The 19,673-nt window shown below is 44.7% G+C and carries 20 protein-coding genes; 19 read left to right on the top strand and 1 reads right to left on the bottom strand.

Features of this window, described 5'->3' with window-relative positions; translation table 11 throughout:
* The first annotated feature begins 104 nt into the window (after positions 1-104).
* Positions 105-1,811, top strand: coding sequence for a S8 family peptidase (locus OCV88_RS12115; RefSeq protein WP_158425717.1), 1,707 nt, complete (start codon positions 105-107; stop codon positions 1,809-1,811).
* Here OCV88_RS12115 and OCV88_RS12110 read toward each other — a convergent pair.
* Entirely contained in the window at positions 1,801-2,736 is a 936-nt protein-coding gene (locus tag OCV88_RS12110) for a LysR family transcriptional regulator (protein WP_158425716.1), read from the bottom strand. The two genes, OCV88_RS12115 and OCV88_RS12110, sit on opposite strands and share 11 nt — an antisense overlap.
* A 137-nt stretch (positions 2,737-2,873) precedes the next feature.
* Here OCV88_RS12110 and OCV88_RS12105 point away from each other — a divergent pair, with 137 nt between their 5' ends.
* The 18 genes from OCV88_RS12105 to OCV88_RS12020 all read left to right on the top strand — a co-directional run bounded on the left by OCV88_RS12105 (position 2,874) and on the right by OCV88_RS12020 (position 19,620).
* On the top strand, positions 2,874-3,581 hold the full coding sequence (locus OCV88_RS12105) for a class II aldolase/adducin family protein (protein ID WP_158425715.1): 708 nt from the start codon (positions 2,874-2,876) through the stop codon (positions 3,579-3,581).
* Positions 3,581-4,465 (top strand): LysR family transcriptional regulator, encoded by an 885-nt coding sequence (locus OCV88_RS12100; protein WP_158425714.1) that lies wholly within the window; start codon positions 3,581-3,583, stop codon positions 4,463-4,465. The genes OCV88_RS12105 and OCV88_RS12100 overlap by 1 nt, the downstream gene beginning before the upstream one ends.
* A 540-nt stretch (positions 4,466-5,005) precedes the next feature.
* A complete protein-coding gene (gene cobT / locus OCV88_RS12095) occupies positions 5,006-6,058 on the top strand; it encodes a nicotinate-nucleotide--dimethylbenzimidazole phosphoribosyltransferase (RefSeq protein WP_158425713.1) in 1,053 nt (350 codons plus the stop codon).
* Positions 6,059-6,081: 23 nt separating this feature from the next.
* On the top strand, positions 6,082-6,624 hold the full coding sequence (locus OCV88_RS12090) for a bifunctional adenosylcobinamide kinase/adenosylcobinamide-phosphate guanylyltransferase (protein WP_158425712.1): 543 nt from the start codon (positions 6,082-6,084) through the stop codon (positions 6,622-6,624).
* Positions 6,621-7,385, top strand: a complete 765-nt coding sequence (locus OCV88_RS12085) for an adenosylcobinamide-GDP ribazoletransferase (protein WP_158425711.1) — start codon at positions 6,621-6,623, stop codon at positions 7,383-7,385. Before OCV88_RS12090 ends, OCV88_RS12085 begins: the two co-directional genes overlap by 4 nt.
* Entirely contained in the window at positions 7,376-7,768 is a 393-nt protein-coding gene (locus tag OCV88_RS12080; RefSeq protein ID WP_158425710.1) for a bifunctional adenosylcobinamide kinase/adenosylcobinamide-phosphate guanylyltransferase, read from the top strand. The genes OCV88_RS12085 and OCV88_RS12080 overlap by 10 nt, the downstream gene beginning before the upstream one ends.
* Complete coding sequence (locus tag OCV88_RS12075) at positions 7,765-8,289, top strand: cob(I)yrinic acid a,c-diamide adenosyltransferase (protein WP_158425709.1); 525 nt, start codon at positions 7,765-7,767, stop codon at positions 8,287-8,289. The genes OCV88_RS12080 and OCV88_RS12075 overlap by 4 nt, the downstream gene beginning before the upstream one ends.
* Before the next feature lie 22 nt (positions 8,290-8,311).
* Positions 8,312-9,295 (top strand): porphobilinogen synthase, encoded by a 984-nt coding sequence (hemB, locus tag OCV88_RS12070; protein ID WP_262591242.1) that lies wholly within the window; start codon positions 8,312-8,314, stop codon positions 9,293-9,295.
* Positions 9,295-10,575, top strand: a complete 1,281-nt coding sequence (gene hemL / locus OCV88_RS12065) for a glutamate-1-semialdehyde 2,1-aminomutase (RefSeq protein ID WP_158425708.1) — start codon at positions 9,295-9,297, stop codon at positions 10,573-10,575. The genes hemB and hemL overlap by 1 nt, the downstream gene beginning before the upstream one ends.
* Before the next feature lie 329 nt (positions 10,576-10,904).
* Positions 10,905-11,279 carry a hypothetical protein gene (locus OCV88_RS12060; protein WP_158425707.1) on the top strand — a complete coding sequence of 125 codons (375 nt, stop codon included), beginning with the start codon at positions 10,905-10,907 and terminating at the stop codon, positions 11,277-11,279.
* Positions 11,280-11,387: 108 nt separating this feature from the next.
* Positions 11,388-12,578 carry an ATPase, T2SS/T4P/T4SS family gene (locus OCV88_RS12055; protein ID WP_262591241.1) on the top strand — a complete coding sequence of 397 codons (1,191 nt, stop codon included), beginning with the start codon at positions 11,388-11,390 and terminating at the stop codon, positions 12,576-12,578.
* Entirely contained in the window at positions 12,566-13,576 is a 1,011-nt protein-coding gene (locus tag OCV88_RS12050; protein ID WP_158425705.1) for a type II secretion system F family protein, read from the top strand. Before OCV88_RS12055 ends, OCV88_RS12050 begins: the two co-directional genes overlap by 13 nt.
* A complete protein-coding gene (locus OCV88_RS12045) occupies positions 13,573-14,283 on the top strand; it encodes a type II secretion system F family protein (RefSeq protein WP_262591240.1) in 711 nt (236 codons plus the stop codon). Before OCV88_RS12050 ends, OCV88_RS12045 begins: the two co-directional genes overlap by 4 nt.
* Before the next feature lie 21 nt (positions 14,284-14,304).
* The gene (locus OCV88_RS12040; protein ID WP_158425703.1) at positions 14,305-14,538 is read left to right on the top strand and encodes a hypothetical protein; all 234 of its coding nucleotides are present in this window, start codon (positions 14,305-14,307) and stop codon (positions 14,536-14,538) included.
* Positions 14,539-14,566: 28 nt separating this feature from the next.
* Positions 14,567-15,019, top strand: coding sequence for a hypothetical protein (locus OCV88_RS12035; RefSeq protein ID WP_158425702.1), 453 nt, complete (start codon positions 14,567-14,569; stop codon positions 15,017-15,019).
* 27 nt (positions 15,020-15,046) lie between these two features.
* Positions 15,047-15,736: a hypothetical protein gene (locus OCV88_RS12030; RefSeq protein ID WP_158425701.1), complete on the top strand. Its 690-nt coding sequence runs from the start codon at positions 15,047-15,049 to the stop codon at positions 15,734-15,736.
* Positions 15,737-16,414, top strand: coding sequence for a CpaB family protein (locus tag OCV88_RS12025; protein ID WP_158425700.1), 678 nt, complete (start codon positions 15,737-15,739; stop codon positions 16,412-16,414). It begins immediately after the preceding gene.
* Positions 16,411-19,620: a hypothetical protein gene (locus tag OCV88_RS12020; RefSeq protein WP_158425699.1), complete on the top strand. Its 3,210-nt coding sequence runs from the start codon at positions 16,411-16,413 to the stop codon at positions 19,618-19,620. The genes OCV88_RS12025 and OCV88_RS12020 overlap by 4 nt, the downstream gene beginning before the upstream one ends.
* Positions 19,621-19,673: the final 53 nt, after the last annotated feature.

Genomic DNA, 19,673 nt, shown 5'->3' with positions numbered 1-19,673 from the left:
TTCTAATCAGAACATATCCTCTGGTTTAGAATGAAACAGTCCAGAGGTTTAGAATATCAGGCACTTTTCTGCATAAAATATCAGAAAAGTGCTTTTTGATTTCTATGGAAAATGAAAAAATTGAAAATCTTTTAAACCTGGCCATGGGAGTAACCCAGGAAGAACGTGAGAAATCCATGATATTGGATGTTGGATTTCTGGATGAAGAAAAAAAGTGGGAAGTAATTGTAAAACATACGGGGGATTTGTCAGGTATTAGAGAGAAGTTTCCCCAGGTTGGCATATTGGAACTTTTAAATTCTTATGCAATTATGATTATTCCGGAAAATCAGGTAGAAGCCGTTGCCAGTGAAGTGCAGATTCTTTATATGGAAAAACCTAAAAATATGTTTTTTGCAAAGGAGGATGTTCATATTCTGGATACAGAGTTTTCCTCCGGGGAGAGAAGTGCTCAAAAAAGTGTTTACCGGGGATATACCGGTAGAGGTGTGATTGTAGCGGTGATTGATTCCGGAATTGATTATGCACATCCGGATTTTCGCAATGCAGATGGAACAACTAGAATTTTGGAGCTCTGGGATCAGACTTTAGGTAAAGTTTATACCAGCCGGGAAATCAATGAGGCCCTTAAGATGCCTGATGAAGGAGCGCGTTATGAGATGATTCCAAGCAGAGATCTATCAGGACACGGCACTCATGTAGCGGGAATTGCAGCAGGCAACGGCAGAGCCTCTGACGGAAAATATACCGGGGTGGCTCCGGAAAGTTCTCTGATTGTGGTAAAACTTGGAACTCAAAGAGAAAACTCATTTCCCAGAACAACAGAACTGATGTCGGCGGTAAACTATGTTTTATATAAGGCATTTGAATACCGGATGCCTGTAGCGGTAAATATCAGTTTTGGAAATAATTACGGAGGACACGATGGTGCGGCGCTGCTTGAGACCTATATGGATTTGATTTCTGATTACTGGAAATCTGTTATTGTGACCGGAACCGGAAATGAGGGAGCGTCAAGAATCCATACATCTGGAGCTGTACGTCAGGGAAGACGGGAAGAAATCCCCTTCTCGGCAGGAGATTATGAGACGGGATTCAGTATTCAGATCTGGAAATCATTTGTTGATGAATTTGACATTATTCTTACCCATCCTTCCGGAAATCAGCTTGGAAATATTATACCCGAGCTTGGGATACAAAGAATGACAATGGGAAGAACGGAAATTCTGATTTATTATGGACTGCCGTCACCTTATCATATTAGCCAGGAGATCTTTATTGATTTAATACCTGCAGATGCCTATATTGATCCGGGAATCTGGACCATCACTCTGGTGCCAAAAAGAATTGTGCATGGAACTTATAATATGTGGCTGCCTGGACAGACGGTCCTAAGTGAGGGGAGCGGATTTTTATATCCCACAGAGAATACAACGCTGACCATTCCTTCCACATCCTCAAAAGTAATTTCTGTAGGTGCATATGATGCCAGATACCGGAAGCTTGCAGACTTTTCCGGACGGGGATTTACAAGAAACAATCAGCAGGTAAAACCGGATGTGGCGGCCCCCGGGGTGGAAATCGTATCTACAGCGCCGGGAGGCGGTTATGCGGTAAGAAGCGGGACTTCTATGGCTGCGCCTTACGTCAGTGGTCTGGCTGCTCTGATGATGGAAGAGGGAATTATAGAAGGAAAAGATCCTTATCTGTATGGGGAAAAGCTAAAGGCATTTCTGCATAAGATGGCCCGCCCTCTGGAAGTTCGGACTGACTATCCGAATCCGGAGCTGGGCTGGGGGATTATAGGCTAGAAGGGGGCGGGGCTGAAAGCTCAAAAGGCTCTGACTCTTCTTCTGAAATCAAAAGATTCACAAACAGAGGAATCACCGGGTTAAAGTTTTCTTTTTTCCAGACAGCAACTAGCATAAGAGGGTCACTGCGGTGGACCGGAATAGAGCAGATGGCTTCGTTGGCGGAAGAAATACAGTTTTCATCCAAAACAGAAAATCCAAGGCCGGATTCCACCATAAGCAGAGTATCCTGAATGGAATTTGAATACGAAATACTTACTGGTGTAAAGCCATAGACTTCGCACAGATTGATAATATTATTGTAAGCTCCCTGGGAAATCTCCGGGGAGATTGCAATCATAGGTTCCGTTTTCAGTTCTTCTAGATGAATCTCATCCTTATGAGACAGGGGATGGGATTTTGAGATAACACATTTTGGCTGTGACTGGAAAAACTGCTGATAAACAGTCTGTTCCTTGGGATATTCTAAAAGGTCGAAATCCATAGTCAGGGCAATATCAATCTGGTCGTTCATAAGGGCTTTTCGAAGCTCCTTAAAGTTTCCTCTCAGCAGATGAAAATTAATATTCGGATGCTTGTCCCGAAGTGCATTTAACGCTGCCGGAAGGAAGTTTTCGGAGCGCTGGGTCTCAATAACCCCCAGGCGGATTTCGCCTTCCTGGCCAAGGCCGGCTTTGTGGGCTTTTAAAACCGCGGCTTTTGCCAGCTCCATCAACCGGGAAAACTCCTGGTACAAAACGGCGCCGCCGGGGGTCAGACGTACATATTTTTTTGTTCTGCTGAACAATTTGATTCCAAGCTCTGATTCCAGATTGGAGATATTTCGGCTCAGAGAAGACTGCGCAATAAAAAGATGGTTGGCAGCTTCTGTAAAGTTCAGATATTTTGCAACATTTAAAAAACATTCAATCTGAAAATTTGTCATGAAATCGTTTCCTCCAAATCATATTACAAATATTGTATAAAATTTATTTCCATTTCACAAGGAGAAAATAAAGAAAAGTAGTGTAATGGCTGTTTCTTCATGCTATGATAGAACAAAAAAGCAGGAGTAAATAAAAAATGGAAGAAAGCTATAGATTAATCAGAGAACAGATATGTGATGTATGTTATAAAATGTGGCAGAGAGGAATTGTTGCGGCAAATGACGGAAATGTTTCAGTAAAACTGGAAGATGGTACTTTTTTATGCACGCCCACGGGAATCAGTAAAAGCATGATTACCCCCAAAATGCTGGTACGCACAGATATAGAAGGGAATGTGCTAGAAGCTGCGGACGGGTACCGGCCCTCCTCTGAAATGAAAATGCATTTCAGATGTTATATGGAACGTCCCGATGTTGGGGCAGTAGTACATGCGCATCCGCCGGCAGCAACTACCTTTGCGGCGGCGCAAATGGCCCTTGATTCCTACTGTGTAATGGAAAATGTGGTGCAGACCGGAGCGGTTCCGGTGGCTCCCTATGCCACTCCGTCTACCGATGAGGTTGCAGAGTCCGTGGCACCACTGCTTGCCAGTCATGATGCTATGCTGCTTGCCCGGCATGGGGCGCTGACTGTGGGAGCTGACCTCACCGCCGCATACTATAAAATGGAATCCCTTGAGCAGTACGCAAAAACAACACTGTATCTGAAAATTCTTGGAGGGGCTCAGGATATGGACCGGGATACCATTGATACACTCATTGGGCTGAGAGAGAAATACGGGCTGAAAGGAAAACATCCGGGATATGTAAAATATAATAAACACCAGGGGCCGGAGGTGTTCTGATGAACACAAGACAGGTTGAATATTTTCTTGCAGTGGCTGAGGAACTGAATTTTACCAGGGCAGCAGAGAGGCTCTTTGTATCTCAGACGGCAGTGACACAGCAGATCAAAGCACTAGAAGAGCAGCTGGGGGTTAAGCTGTTTGAGCGCACAAAGAAAAAAGTAGTTCTAACGCCGGCCGGCATGATTTTTCAGGGAGAGAGCAGAGAGCTTCTGCACCATATTGATGCAATTATGGATAAAGTAAGACTGGCTTCTTCGGGGATTACCGGGGCTGTCAATATTGGATTTGCTGTTGGAATGGGGAATACCGGTATTGTAGACCAGATTCGTCATTTTAATGTGAACTATCCAAATATTCAGATGAATTTTAAGTCCTTTAGTCCTTCCGCTCTTTTAAAATCTCTGAAAAACGGAGAGTCTGATCTGATTTTGGCGCCGGTATTTGATGAAAAGTTTCTGGAGGGGCTCTGCTATAAAACTCTGGATCATTTTTCTTTGATTGTAGTTTTACCAAGCCGTCATGTCCTGGCGGGACGTGAGACACTTACCAGATATGACCTGAGAAATGAAAAACTGATCCTGGCATGTACAGAAAAGGGAGAGCTTGGGGAGGATCGGGCAATTATGAGAGGATTTACTGCGGAGGGAATTAATCCTCAGATTCTTTCCAAAACAGAAGATATAGAAACGATATTTTTTATGCTTTCCGCGAATATGGGAGTAACAATTCTGCCTTCCTATCTGTCAACACCGCTGGTAACAAGAGGAAAGCTGAATGCGGTTCCTCTGCTGCCGTTAGGTGATCAGGTCCGGGTTGCAGCTGTGTGGTCTCAGGAAAATCAGAATCCTTCCCTGTATAAAATTCTGCCATTTCTGCAGTAGCAGAGAAGGGACAAGCAGTGGAGCCTGAAAATATGTGCAGAAATAGAAATAATCTGACGGATGGCGTGAGATGTTTGTAATAGAAAAAAGATTGCCCAGGGGCAATCTTTTTTCAAGTAAGGTTTTAGGGTTTTACAAATACCGTTAGGTTTTCGTAAGGTAGGTTTTTTATAGTAAGTTGGTATACATGTAAGCTTTTGAAATAAGTTTGTACTTTATTTGGTACACGCTTATCATAATCCCGGTTTCATGGAAAATCAAATGAAAAAATAAGGGTTACTAATAAGAAAAAGTTATTATAAAAAATAAAGTTATGCCAGAAAGTATATTTTTTAAAGCAGGTTGTACTGGATAATAAACAAAATGTAATTAAAATTAGACAGTTTCCACAAGAAAAACAAATGGAATTATTTTTGAGAAACTGTATTTTTTATGGAGAAATATGGGGTTCGTTGACGTAAAAATCGAAAAATGCTACACTTTTTAAATAAAATGAAGCTGCCGCAGCCGGCAGGTTCCAATTACAAACGGAGAAGGATTATGAAGTTAGAAGAAGCGGTCAGATTAATACAGCCTTTAAATGAAGAAGCCAAGGCAGAGGCCTGGAAGCACTGGGACCAGATTGCAAAGCCTTTAAGAAGTCTTGGAAAGCTGGAACAGGCGGTGGTTCAGCTGGCAGGCATTATGGGAACTCCAAAAGTATGTCTGGATAAAAAGGCTCTGATTATTATGTGCGCAGATAACGGGGTGGTAGAAGAAGGTGTGACGCAGTCCGGGCAGGAAGTGACGGCCGTGGTGGCTGAGAATTTTCTGGATACCAAGTCCTGTGTGTCTATTATGTGCAGGCAGACGGGAACCGGAATCTTTCCGGTGGATATCGGAATGGCGGTAGATACTCCCCGGGTGGAAAAAAGAAAGATAGCGTACGGAACAAAAAATATGGCAAAAGAGCCTGCTATGACCCGGCAGCAGGCTGTGGATGCAATTGAAGTGGGAATTGCAAAAGTCTGTGAGTTAAAACAGGCCGGGTATCAGATTGCCGCTACCGGAGAGATGGGCATCGGAAATACTACCACCAGCAGTGCGGTAACTTCTGTACTGCTTGGTCAGGAACCGGAAACTGTAACCGGAAGGGGAGCCGGGCTGTCAAGCCATGGGCTTGACCGGAAAGTGGCTGTAATCAGAGAAGCCATTAGCCGGCTGAAACCAAATCCCCAGGATCCCATAGACATCTTAGCGAAGGTAGGGGGATTTGACATAGCCGGACTGACTGGTGTTTTTTTAGGCGGTGCGGCTCTTAAAATGCCTGTTGTTATGGACGGATTTATATCAGCGGCAGCAGCGCTGTTAGCGGTGCGTATTGCTCCGGGGTGCAGGGATTACATACTGGCATCCCATAAATCCAAGGAGCCGGCGGCAGGTATGCTGTTGGAGGCGCTTAAAAAGGAAGCGTTTCTGACCTGTGATATGTGTCTGGGAGAAGGAAGCGGGGCTGTAGCACTGTTTCCTGTTTTGGACCTTGCTTTGCTGGTTTATCAGCAGATGAGTACTTTTGATGAGGCCAATATTGAAACTTATGTGCCTCTGAACTGATAACAGATGACAGGAGCGTGTTTATGTTAATCGTGGTAATTGGCGGCAGCGGCAGCGGCAAATCAGAGTTTGCTGAGAACTGCTGTGTAAAATTATGTCCGGATTTAAAAGCTTATATAGCCACCATGGAGCCTTATGATGAGGAAAGTCTGCAGCGGATCCGGCGGCATCAGAATATGCGCAGCACAAAAAAGTTTGAAACATATGAATGCTATACGGGACTTGAAAAGCTGCTGATTCCTAAGAAAAGCACGGTTCTTTTGGAATGTATGTCAAATCTTGTGGCAAACGAAATGTACAGTCCGGCCGGCAGAAGCAAACATACGGCAGATTGGATTTTTCGGGGGATCCGTGCCCTTTTAAGTCAGGCAGAGCATGTGGTTGTAGTAACGAATCAGGTATTTTCAGACGGAATTATATATGAGGAAAGTACGATGGAATATCTTTCTGTGATGGCGCAGGTCAATCAGAAACTGGCGCAGGCTGCAGATGCCGTTTATGAAGTGGTGCATGGAATTTCTATACAAGTAAAAGGCAGTACTGCCTGGGAGGGGGATGACAGATGAATCTTCTGGAAAGTATGATTGTGGCATTTTCCATGTATTCTAAAATACCAATGCCTCAGATTCAATGGAATAAGAAAAATATGCGGTTTGCCCTCTGTTTTTTCCCGGTGGTTGGTCTGGCTGTAGGTGCGTTTGTGTTCTTGTGGGGAACCGTCAGTGAACTTCTGCCTTTTGGAACGGCATTTCGTACGGCAGTGTTTTTAATGATTCCGGTTTTGATTACCGGGGGAATCCATCTGGACGGACTGCTTGATACTGCGGATGCATTGAGCTCCTGGCAGACAAAGGAACGGCGTTTGGAAATATTGAAAGATTCCCATGCGGGAGCCTTTGCTATTATTGTCTGCTGTGCCTATTTTGTTTTCTCTTTTGGAATATGGTCGGAAGTAAGACAGGAGGCTCTTGGGGTTCTGGCAGTTGGATTTGTTCTAAGCCGGGCTTTAAGCGGATTTGGAATCGCTTCCTTTCAATGTGCGAAAAACAGTGGGCTGGCGGCTGCCTTTGCAGATGGAGCAGACAAAAAAAAGTGCAGAGTTGTATTAGTAATTGAGACAGCCGCGGCGGTGGCTCTGATGATCCGGATGAATTTTTTTCTGGGAATCTGCGCAGCTGCATCGGCATTACTGGTATTTGCTGCCTGCCGGAAATTGTCATACAGCAGGTTTGGCGGGATTACCGGAGATACGCAGGGCTTTTTCCTGCAGATCTGCGAAATGGTAATGGCGCTGGCAGTTATAATAGGAGATCATATATGGTTTTAATTACAGGCGGAAGTTTTCAGGGAAAACAGGCATTTGCAAAAGAAACATTTCAGATCACAGAGGGAATTGCGGATGGTGCCGCCGCAGATTTTGATGAGCTTTGCAGGGCAGATCTGATTATCAATTTTGAGCAGTGGATTGCAAGGGAGCTGCGGGAAAAGAATCATGCGGCAGTTAAAGCCGGACAGCTGGCGGAAGAAAATCCGGGAGTTGTAATTTGTGCGGCGGAACTTGGCTGCGGGATTGTGCCGGCAGATGCATTTGACAGGCAGTGGCGGGAGACCACCGGCAGAATCTGCTGTATGCTGGCAGAAAAGTCAGATGCGGTTTACCGGGTGATCTGCGGAATTGGAACAAAAATCAAAGGGGAGGACAAGGAATGAAAGGGCTGATTCATATTTATGAAGGCAATGGAAAAGGAAAATCAACGGCAGCTGTGGGGCTGGCTGTAAGGTGCGCCGGATGCGGTTATTTTGTTGTTTACAGTCAGTTTTTAAAAGATGGAACCTCCGGAGAAATTAAAATTTTAAAAGAGATAGATAATATAAAAGTCATGATCTGTGATACCCGCTTTGGTTTTACATTTCAAATGGATGAAGAAACAAAGCAAAAGGCCGGGAAAGCCTATCAGCAGCTGTTTTTGGATGTAACAAAGACTGCCGTAAAGCAGCACAGCCGTCTTCTGATTCTGGATGAAGTGCTGGATGTTATAAACAGCGGACTTTTAAATGAGAGCATTGTCATTGATTTTCTGAAAGGAAAGCCGGAGGAGTTAGAGGTGGTGCTTACCGGAAGAAATCCTTCGGAAGCATTGAAAGAACTTGCAGATTATATCACGAAAATGGAAAAAGTAAAACATCCTTTTGAACAGGGAATCTCTGCTAGAAAAGGAATAGAAATGTAAAGATACCGGGAGGAAATACAAAATGGATATGGTACAAAGACCAAGAAGACTGCGCAGCAGTGAAAGACTGCGGAAGATTGTAAGGGAAACCAGAATGGACAAGGCATCTTTGGTGTATCCCATGTTTGTGGTGGAGGGCAGTAATATAAAAGAAGAAATCCCTTCTATGGCTGGCCAGTACCGCTACAGTGTGGACCGGATGGGAGAAAAACTAGAAGAGCTTGCAGAGGCGGGAGTGGGCAGTGTGATGCTGTTTGGCATCCCGGATATCAAAGATGAAGCAGGAAGCCAGGCCTATGCCCAGGATGGAATTGTGCAGAAGGCTTTTCGCCGGGCCAAGGAAATATGCCCGCAGCTGTACTATATTGGTGATGTCTGCATGTGTGAGTATACATCTCACGGACACTGCGGTGTGCTGTGCGGTCATGATGTAGATAATGATAAAACACTGGAGCTGCTGGCAAAAACAGCATTGTCTCAGGTACAGGCCGGAGCTGATATGGTTGCGCCCTCAGATATGATGGACGGACGTGTGGCTGCCATTAGAAGTACTCTGGATGCCCATGGGTTTATTAATACACCGATTATGGCCTATTCTGCAAAGTTTGCGTCTGCATTTTACGGTCCGTTTCGGGATGCGGCAGATTCGGCGCCGGCTTTTGGAGACCGGAAGACTTACCAGATGGATTATCATAACCGCCGTGAGGCATTAAAAGAGGTAATGCTTGATGTGGAGGAAGGTGCCGATATTGTTATGGTGAAACCTGCCATGGCATTTGGTGATCTGATCCGGGAAACGAAAGATATGGTGGATATTCCTGTGGCGGCGTACAGTGTCAGCGGAGAATACTCTATGATAAAAACTACAGCAGCGGCAGGATTTATTGATGAAACATCCATTATGTGTGAAGTGGCTGCCAGCGCATACCGGGCAGGGACGGATATTTATATTACATATTTTGCCAAAGAGCTTGCAACGTGCATGGATGAAGGGAGAATCGGCTAATGACAAAATCAGAGGCACTTTTTAAAGAAGCGGTAACTTATATTCCCGGGGGTGTAAATTCACCGGTGCGGGCATTTGGGTCCATCGGTTCAACGCCGCGTTTTATAAAAAAAGCGGATATGGTGCTGATCTGGGATGAGGATGATCAGGAGTATATAGATTTTATCGGTTCCTGGGGGCCGATGATTCTTGGGCATAACCATCCGGCTGTTTTCGATGCGGTTGTGGATTATGCAAAACGCGGTTTAAGCTATGGGGCCGCCACTAAGATCGAAGTGGAAATGGCGAAACTTGTCTGCAGTATGGTTCCGTCCATAGAAATGGTCCGCATGGTAAATTCCGGCACCGAGGCGGTGATGAGTGCCATCCGCACGGCCAGAGGCTATACCCGCAGGGATAAAATTATTAAGTTTACCGGGTGCTATCACGGGCATTCAGACGGACTTTTAGTAAAAGCCGGATCCGGGGTTATGACAGCAGGTGTGCCGGATTCTCTGGGTGTGCCGGCTGGATGCACACAGGATACTCTCAGTGCGGAATATAATAATCTGGACAGCGTCAGAATGCATTTTCAGCGCTGCCCGGAAGAAATTGCGGCTGTGATTGTAGAACCGGTGGCTGCCAATATGGGAACGGTACTTCCGGAGGACGGATTTTTGCAGGGGCTTAGGGAGCTGTGTACGAAATACGGAGCGCTGCTGATTTTTGATGAAGTTATTACGGGATTCAGGCTGCAGGCAGACGGAGCTCAGGGATATTTTGGAGTAACTCCGGACCTGACCACTTACGGAAAAATTATCGGTGCAGGTATGCCGGTAGGCGCTTATGGCGGCCGCAGAGAGATCATGGAAGTTGTTTCCCCGTGCGGCGGCGTATATCAGGCCGGAACGTTAAGCGGAAATCCTGTTGCTATGGCTGCAGGGATTGCGCAGCTTTCGATTTTAAAGAGTCATCCGGATTACTATGTGAAACTGAATCAGAAAGCTGACAGGTTCTTTGAAAGCATAAAAGAAATGCTGAAAGAGAGGGGACTGCCCTATCAGGTAAATCATATTGCCTCTCTTGGAAGCATCTTTTTTACAGATCAGAAAGTCAGGGATTATGACAGCGCAAAAACTTCCGATACAAAGGCCTATGCGGATTACTGTAATTATATGATTCAGCATGGAATTTATCTGGCACCTGCACAGTTTGAAGCCATGTTTATTTCTATGGCGCATCTGCCGGATCAGCTTTGCCACACATTAGATCTTATGCAGGCGTATTTTGAAAGAAAATAAAATTGCACAAACTTTATGGAGAATTTTGTACAGGTCATAAGGCCGGAGCTTTTCAGGAATTTTATAGTTTTAGAAGTGTCTGTTGTTAGTTTTTTTTGACGGCAGGCACTTTTTTCTTTTTGGTTTTTTGTAAAACATCCCAACTGTTTTTATGTTCTGATCCCTGTTATACTTTTTATATCTTAAAAATGATCTTGATTCTTTCCGCACGTCGCGGGTAATTCTCACAGTTAATTAAAATTTTGGGGAGGAAGTGATATCTGCTGTTATCCAAATTCCTTGCTTATGTATGTTTTGGAATTGTTGTCTGGTTTGATGAAAAGGAGCAGATGATACCAAGAGCTGTCAGTTATCTGGAGTGTCTGGTCTGTTTATTAATATGGACAGCCAGACATAGAAACGGAATCCCTTTCTATCCTGAAAATCTTTGTATTTCAGGAGCCTTTCTGCTGGTAATCAGTAAGCTGTGCAGGGCAGGTAATATTGGAAAGGCGGACTGGTATATGATTATGTCCATGTTTTTACTGTTTAGCACCAGGAGCAGAGGAGTAGCTCTCATTGCTGCAGAGACACTGTTTTTGTGCGTCTCATTCTTTTCAGCAGGAATCAGAAATTATGCTGCAGGAAAATGTAAGGGCGGACCTTTTACTATTCATCTGCTGTGCAGCTATGTTCTGCTGGAGCTGTTTTTTTATAAACGGTAGTTTTTGAATGTGCGGCTCATACGGCGAAATAAAGCAGGGGCCTGCTGGTGTTTTTCTGCCAGGTGCAGAGTTAAATGTGGAATCGGGAATGTTCAGGGGAGGATGCGTATGAATGATGTCAGAAAAGCAGTTCAAAATGTAATGGAGTATTATGCCACCCAGGAGGCTGCTGTTTTGAACCGAATGTACCGGGGGCAATTGTCGAAAAAGGCTTTTTTAGACCTTGTGAGACAGTATCTGGTGCAGGTACTGCGTCTTGACGATTGCTATACAGGGCTTGTAATGGAAGAGGTAATCCGGCATATCTGGGGGTACCGGGTAATTTCCGGGCTGATTACAGATCCGGAGATTTCAGATATCCGGATTATGTCCTACGACAATATCCGGGTGAAACGGAAAGGGAAAAGAGAAAAATCCGCTGCTGTTTTTGACACACCGGAAGATTTGAAACTATTTGCCGATTATTGCGCAACCAAAGGAGAACGTTCATTAAGTGCGGTGAATGCGGTAGCAAGCTGGACAGACCGAAAAGGAGATTCAGATTTTATTCTCAGATTTAATGTGACAACGCCATTTGTAAACTCTGTTGAAACGCCGTATATTCATATCCGCAAGATTCCAAAGACTAAAATTACGGTGGGAGAATTGGTGGAAAAGGAATTTTTAACGGATGAAATAGCTCAATATCTTATCAGACAGGTATCATCTGACGGTGGGATGGTCTGGTGCGGGAAAGGAGGGTCTGGTAAGACAACCGGAATGAATGCATTTTTGGATATGATTCCCAAAGATAAAAGCTGTCTGGTGATTCAGGAAAATGAAGAACTGTTCAGTCATACGCATCCGGAAATGATGTTTCAGCATATTGTGACAGGTTTTGGAGATGCTGCTGTTAATTATCAGCTGGAGGATCTGGCCAGAAACGGGCTGTTAATGGATTTGGATTACTTTGTAATTGGGGAGATAAAGGGGAGTGAGGCATTGTATTTTTTGAATGCTTCCTATACCGGACACAGATGCTGGACCAGCCTTCATGCCATGTCTTCCCGGGAAGCCATGATAAAGCTTTCGGATTATGCCAAATATGCCGGAGATTATACAAGGGAGCAGGTGCTTGAGATGTTTCAGGATCTTAGGACCATTATCTTTGTAAAGGATTTTAAAATCTGTGAAATTACGGAGACGGCGGGTTATGATGCCGCGGAGGGGAATTTAATCTATCGAGAGATCTATAATCGGGAAACCGGATTAAACCGGCTCGGGGAGATACTAAAAGGGGGAATGGGATGTTACAGTTAGAAGTTCCGGTAAGTGCCAGGATACTGATGATGTCCGGATGCGGTGTGTTAGGAATCATGATGTTTTTTAACTGCTATCGGTTTTTAAATCTGTCTGCAGAGCGCAGATGGATAAAAACAGGCTGGGAGACACTGATTTGGAGTACCCAGGAAGTTCAGAAGAAACGTATGAATCAGTATGTAGAAGTGATGATGGAATATGGAGAGCAGGAAAAAATACCATGGATCCAAAAGTGGGACCAGTATTTTGTTCAAAGCCAGATTAAGAAGAAGCTTCCGTTTTTAAACTCACAGCTGTATGGACTGCTGCTTATATCTGCAGCAGCTGGCGGTTTTCTGATTTTAATCATGATAATCCAGAAGTCAGGGGGGAAGGCGGCATGGACTCTGCTGTGGCCGGGCGCGGTACTTTTCGCAGGCAGTTACGGGTTAAAAGTGCTGCGGTTAAGAAAATTAAATCAAACAGAAAGAGAGCTTCTTCCATTTTTGAATCTGGTGGATAATTTCAGCAGATCAGAGCAGGATCTGTTTCGTATTCTGGAGAGAACCGGCCGCTATTTAAAGGAACCCTTAAGGAGTGCTGTCATTGCGTGCAGCCGCCAGGCGGTGATGACTGGAAACCGTTACGATGCAGTCTGGGAATTGATTTATCAGATTCAACATCCAAAATTTCAGGAGATAATACGTAATCTTGAAATCTGTTCCAGGAATGAAGCAAATTACAGTGAGGTTCTTAGAGATATGCGGCAGAGCCTGCAGCATTATATAGCAGCCCGGAGAGAGGAAAAAGAAATATCAAAGGAAGGACGGATTCAGACCGCTTTTATACTGCTGATGGGAGTGGTTATGATGGGAATGCTTACCGCTATGACACGGATTTCTATGAGAGATATTCTGAAATATGCGCCTGGAAGGATTATTGTACTCTGCTGGTGTATGGTGCTCTTATTTATGATATGGAACACTTGTCTGAAAGATCAGGAAAGGAGCGGGGGATGATTGGAATAAGTGGCCGGCGGGAGGTGTTTTTACAAAAAACAGGGGCCTGTTTTTGGTTTCCGGGGATTACGGAGCAGAAATATTTCCGGGTTCGTATTCTGACAGGTTTCTTTCTTGGAAATGTAAGCGGTCTGGCAGCAGGGATATTTCTGGGGCGGCCTGCGGTTATCTGTCTGGCAGCAGGTGCAGCCGGAATAGCAGGTTTCTGGCTTCCGGAATGTGCCCTTAAGCTGTCGGATTACCGGGATAATCTTCGGATGATGCCGGATATCAGGCGGTTGTATGAATATGTAAAAATACAGACAAAAGCAGGGATGTATCTTACAAATACGCTGGCTGTATGTTATCTTGCCACAGCAAACAGGAGGCTGAAACAAGCTTTGCTGGAAATGAATGGAAAAATTGTAGCAACCAGCGATATTACGGCTGCTGTGCAGGAGTTTGAGTGTAAATTTAACAATGAGTATATAGATCAGTTCTGTGTGATTATCCTTCAGGCGGGGCAGAGCGGGCGAATGACCAGGATGCTGGGGGATATGACAGAACAGATTACAGATATGGAGAGACAGCTTCTTGTCCGCAGAAGAAATCAGGTAGAGCGCAGAGTACTGGCGTTTAGCCTTCTGATTTTTTCTGTAATTATCTTAACGGCAATTTATCTTTTGGCAATGTCTTTTTATGATTCTATAACAGGGATTCTGACATAAGCAGACGGGAAAGGAAACGGAATGAAAAAGAAATTAAAAGAAATGATGGAATATGTGTGGATTCGGATAAGAATAGGATTTCAGGCTTTTTTATTAAAAAGAGACAGAGGAGAGAGTCATGTTATAACTGTCATTGCTATGTGTGTGATTGGTGTAGCTCTTGTACTGGTTTTATCTGCAGCCTTAAAGCCGGTTATTCTCTCGCTGTGTTCAGATCTGGAGGAGAAAATAACAAGCATGTTTCAGGGGCTCTAAAAAGAGCTGGAGGGCAGCAGGAAAGAAAGTGGCAGATATAATAAAAAGAAAAGACAGGGGATTTCTGGAAAATATACTGACGCTATTTGTAAGTATCCTGGCTTTGGCAGTCATAATGTTTCTGGCAGTATCTTTTCTGGAACAGATTCAGCTGAAAAATATTATAGACCAGACAGCCAGAAGAGCCGTGCTGCAGCTGGAAACCTGGGGATATCTGGATGAAGATACCAGGGAGGAGTTATCTGCACAGCTTTTAGAGGCAGGGGTCTGTCAGGGGAAAATACAGGTCCGGGGAATCCGGCAGTCAGATGGAAGATGGGGAGAAGTTACAAGTTTTGACCCGGCAGTCTATGGAAGTAAAGTGGAGGTTCAGATTACTGGAAACGTAAAATGGGATTTCCCGTTTTTAACATCCGGTTATTTAGATGAAAACCGAAGCAGAGAGATAATCAGGATACAAAGTTCAACAGGGAAGCATTAAAGAATATTGCGTGTGGAAAGTTAAAATATGTGGAAATATAAAAAGATAAAGGATTCCGGAATGGCAGTTATTCCGTGGTCGCTGGCGGGGATTTTTCTGCTGCTTTTTCTGGGCGGTGCGGTTTGCAGCTATATGCTGCAGTGTTCTGCGCTTTATGTTGTGCAGGATGCGCTGGCCTTTGCTGCACTTGCCGGGCAGACACCGGATCTTGAGGTTTACAGCAGTGAGGGAGAACTGGTCATTACCGATTTGTCCAGAGCAAAGGAAGCTTTTATGCAGTCTTTCCGGCAGTGTCTGAGTTTGGATGAAGGTTTTTATCCGGATCCGCGCTCTGTATATTTTTCATCAGAGATGCCGTTTTCTGTAGAAGTACTGGACTTATATAATGTATCTTACGGCTCTGTCTATAAGACAGATCTGTTAACGGCAGAAGGAAAACTGCAGTTTTTACCGGGGAATGGCATTGCAAAGGATAGACGGGTGTCAGAGATTGGAAATATAAAAAAACAGCTGTCTTTTGGGCAGCGGGTTCGAAAAAAAACTGGCAGGCAAAGTGGGAACAGTATTTATATACAGATGCATAATGGAAGAAAAAAGGAAATCTGCGGGACTTCTGTGTATGTCAGAATACGTTTTGGCATAAAGGCATATGGAGGGAAAACGCTGCCGGTGGAATTGGATATTCTCACGGATGTAGTGAGCAGTCTGGAGGAATAAATGAAAAAGAAAAGAAAGTGGAAAGACAAATTGGCATTTACTGCGGTATCTGTGGCGGTGTCTGTTTTGCTGGCAGGCATTTTTTATGCGGCCGGTGTATCTGCCCTGTCCCGGGGAGAAGTGAAAGCGGCTGTTGTGGCCAAAAGTGATATTGAGCAGGGAGTGAAAATTACCAAAAATAATGTGAATGAACTGTTTTGCACAAAAGAGGTAAATAAGGAACTGATACCGAAGGATGCGCCTGAGGATATCCGGTGGCTGGTAGGCTATACAACCGGAAGTTCTGTTCATAACAGAGAGATTATTGTACGAGATGACTTTTATAAACCCGAAGATTTGGAAAAACAAATGGAAGAACCCACAGAACTGGCTTTGACAGCATCTTCTGTTTCTGACAGTGCAGGAGGACATATCCGGGGCGGGGACAGGATCAATGTGGGAACAGTGAGGATGACAGAATACGGAACAACAAAGTATTTGTGCGTGGCTGAAAATGTCTATGTGAAAGAGGCTCTGGATGAGAATGGAAATAAAGTAGATGCTTCAGACAGAAAACAGCCCTGTACAATGTTTTGTGTGATTATGGAGAGGAGGGAAGCGGAACGGATGATAGAACTGTTAAGAGACGGGGATGAGACGATTATAACGCTGCCGGCAGCACAGGAGGGGATTATGTGAAACGAAAATCTGCCGGGAGAGTATGCGGGGTATTGGCTGTTTGCCTGATTGCTGGTATTCTGACTGTTTTTTGCCAGGAACATAAAAAGCAGAATTTTACAAAAGCAGATACAGGTCCGGTGAGCAGTTTAGAAACTTTTACCGGGAATATTTATGATCTGAGCAGAATGGTACATAAGGATATAAGCAGACAGGCAGAGATTTCAAAAGGTAAAGGAAAGCAGGAGAGCAGATTTGATAAAATTTTAAGTGCTTCCCGTCAGAAGAGCTCTTCTGGGGCATGGTGTTACGTGTTATCTGACGGAATTTTTGGAGAGCGTTATTATGAAAAAGAAAATTTTTATGCGGTGGGCTGGCGGTTTACAGAAAAAAACGGGGAAAGGGACTGGTATTTTTTTGATGAAGAAACAGGATTTATGGTAAAAGATACTGTGGTCGACGGAGCTGTAATATCAGAACAGGGGTATGCAAGCGCTGTGTGTGCATCGGATATGCAGTCACTGAATAATGTGCAGGACAGCGTTCATTGCGGGGAAGTGCTTTTAATTGATCAGATCAACTGTGATTCGGAAGTGAAAATTAAGAAAGACACCCTGTTTGTGACTTTGTCCGGAAGCAGCCAGAAAATTGCTCCACAGGAAAATAGATATGAAATGGAATGTGTATTGAATGTTCAAGATGCCAGACTGTGTATTGGAACAGGGGTACAGATTGATCAGAAGGGCTGTGCTCAGTCAGCGGTTCGCCTGTCAGAGGGAGGTGTTTTTGACTGTTATGGAACGGTAGGAGACTTGACCGGAAAAGGGATGAAATATGGGATACAGGCACTAAGCAGCAATGCAGATATATGTCTGTATCAGGGAAGCAGTGTAGTTGGGAATGCAGTAGGAATATATAGTTTGGGAAGGACTTTAATCAGCGGTGGAACGATTACTTTGAATGGGCAAAAGAAGGCGGATGAGACCGTCTCCGGGAGTGAGAAAATTTCTGGAAGCAGAGCGCATGGAATCGAACAAAAAGGCGGAACTCTAACTATGACAGGCGGCGCGGTCTGGAATAATGGACGTCTTGGCTCGGATACAGAATCCGGCTCTTTAGGAGGGGGTATATTTTTATATCAGTCGGCGGTTATGAACATGTCAGGAGGCGTAATTGCGGCCAACCGGGCAGCGGCAGGAGGCGGGATTTATGTAGACAAAGGCTGTAAACTGACTGTTACAGGGGGACGCATCGGGGGAAGTACAGGCTGTTATGAATCTTCAGATAAAAATACCTCCGCTTGCGGAAACTATGCCAGAGAGAATCGGACAACGGGGAAAAAGAAGCAGTACCGGCTGGGAGCGGGAGGGGGAATATATTCTCTTGGAACGGTTGTGCTTGAAGGAAAGAAAAAGATCCGAATTGATTATAATACTTCCAAAGGCGCCGCCGGAGGAGGCGGAATCAATGCAGCATCCGGTAAACTTTTTATGGAGGGAACTATTTCAGTCAGCAGCAACCGTGCAGACAGTTCCCGTGGGGTGCAGGTATCTGAACTGTATGGAGGAGGAGACTCAAACGGGGAGGGAGGAGGCATCAGAATGGGCCAGGAGGCCAGCGGGGTATATGCGGAGTGCTATGTAAATTGTGATGATACTAAAGAGCATAACCAGCGGACAGGTAATATACAAATCAGCAGTAATACAGCGTCCGGTGATGGCGGCGGGATTTTTGAGTCTTCTGCTGAGAAGAATATGCTGTATATCAAAGGAAGCGTAAAGGTACAAAATAACAGGTCTCTTGAAAATGGGGGAGGAGGGATAAAAAGTCTGGGAGGCCGTTTACATGTAGAAGGTGCGGTGGTTTCCGGAAACCGGGCTGAAAATGGAAATCACGGAGGAGGAATTATAACAGCGGGAAAGACGGTAATCAGAAATTGTCAGGTTTATCAAAACCGTTCAGAGAAAGAGGGAGGAGGCATTTGCTTTTATAAGTCGACAGCAGGAACCTGTGGAACAGGAAGTATTTTGGATACAGCCATATATGAGAACGGTTCGAAATCCGGAGGAGACGGTATTACTGTAAGAGGTTCGGCGTCAGTAACGGTTGGCAGCGGAACAAGTATATATAAGAATTACGGAAAAGGCCAGGGGATCCGGTGTGGAAAAGGAAGCAGACTCTATCTGTGGGGAAGTGCTGTTGTGAAACGGGGAAATACCGTATTTCTGGATCCCGGATGCGCGATAGAGATTACGGGAAAGCTTACTTCCACAGAGGAGCCTGTGGCTGTGCTTGATACGGATAAAGGGAGTGACCGAAGGCCGGGGCGGGTACTTGTGCGGACAGCTTACCCGGAGGGAAGCGGAGCGGATACCCTGTATGACAAAAAGGATCATATGCGGTTTGAGCTGGCGTTTTCTCATACAGATACAGGGGCGGAGGCAAAGCTTCGGGATGGCAGCCGAGTCAGCGGCAGGATAGCCGGAACTATTTCAGATAAAGATATCTATCTTAGTGAGAGCTATCTAATATCTTATGATACGGGCAGCAGGCAGATACCGGGAGCTGTGGATGATGATATTCTGCTTTCTGTTTACAGCCAGGAAAAATACTGGATGGAACCGGTGGTTCTTGATTTGAAGGAGCCTCAGATTTTAAATCCGGATATCAGGGCGGCGGGCTGGGAGTTTTCCTTCTGGGAGGGCAGCAATCACAGAATTTATTCGGAAACCAAGGCGGAATATGATACAAACAAAAGTCTGACACTTACTGCCCGATGGTCAGAAGAGCATGTATCTGTTTTAGAAGCCTGGTTGTATAATCATACCGGCTGGCTGCGGGGACTGATGAAGGGGCAGAAAACAGATGTGGTTTACCGGACATTTTCTGCCGGTGATACCGGAATAATTGTATTTCGGTGCAGAAATTTAAAACAGGTTCGGATTGTATGGCCGGATACAGGCAGTTCAAAAGAGCTGAAATACTATGATGAGCAGGAAAAACTGTTGAAAGATGCAGTATATGGGACTTCTGATTTAGAATCGAATCTGGAGGAAACGTTTGTTACAGGCAGTTATTTGTTTCAGGTACCTTTGAAGGCTGAAAAAGGAACATATCAGGTGACAGTAGAAGGGTGGACAAAGGATAACCGGAAAATAGAAGTACCTTTGGAACTATCTGTGGGAAGTGAAAGAATTACTTCTGACTTTCGTACAAGGCTTAGATAATGAGCCTTGTGAAACTTTCATTGGATTTCAGATTTTGCTATGCTATACTATAA

The organism is Brotonthovivens ammoniilytica (genome assembly GCF_025566885.1).
Taxonomy (GTDB): domain Bacteria; phylum Bacillota; class Clostridia; order Lachnospirales; family Lachnospiraceae; genus Brotonthovivens; species Brotonthovivens ammoniilytica.
This window is presented reverse-complemented; position numbering and strand designations above follow the sequence as displayed.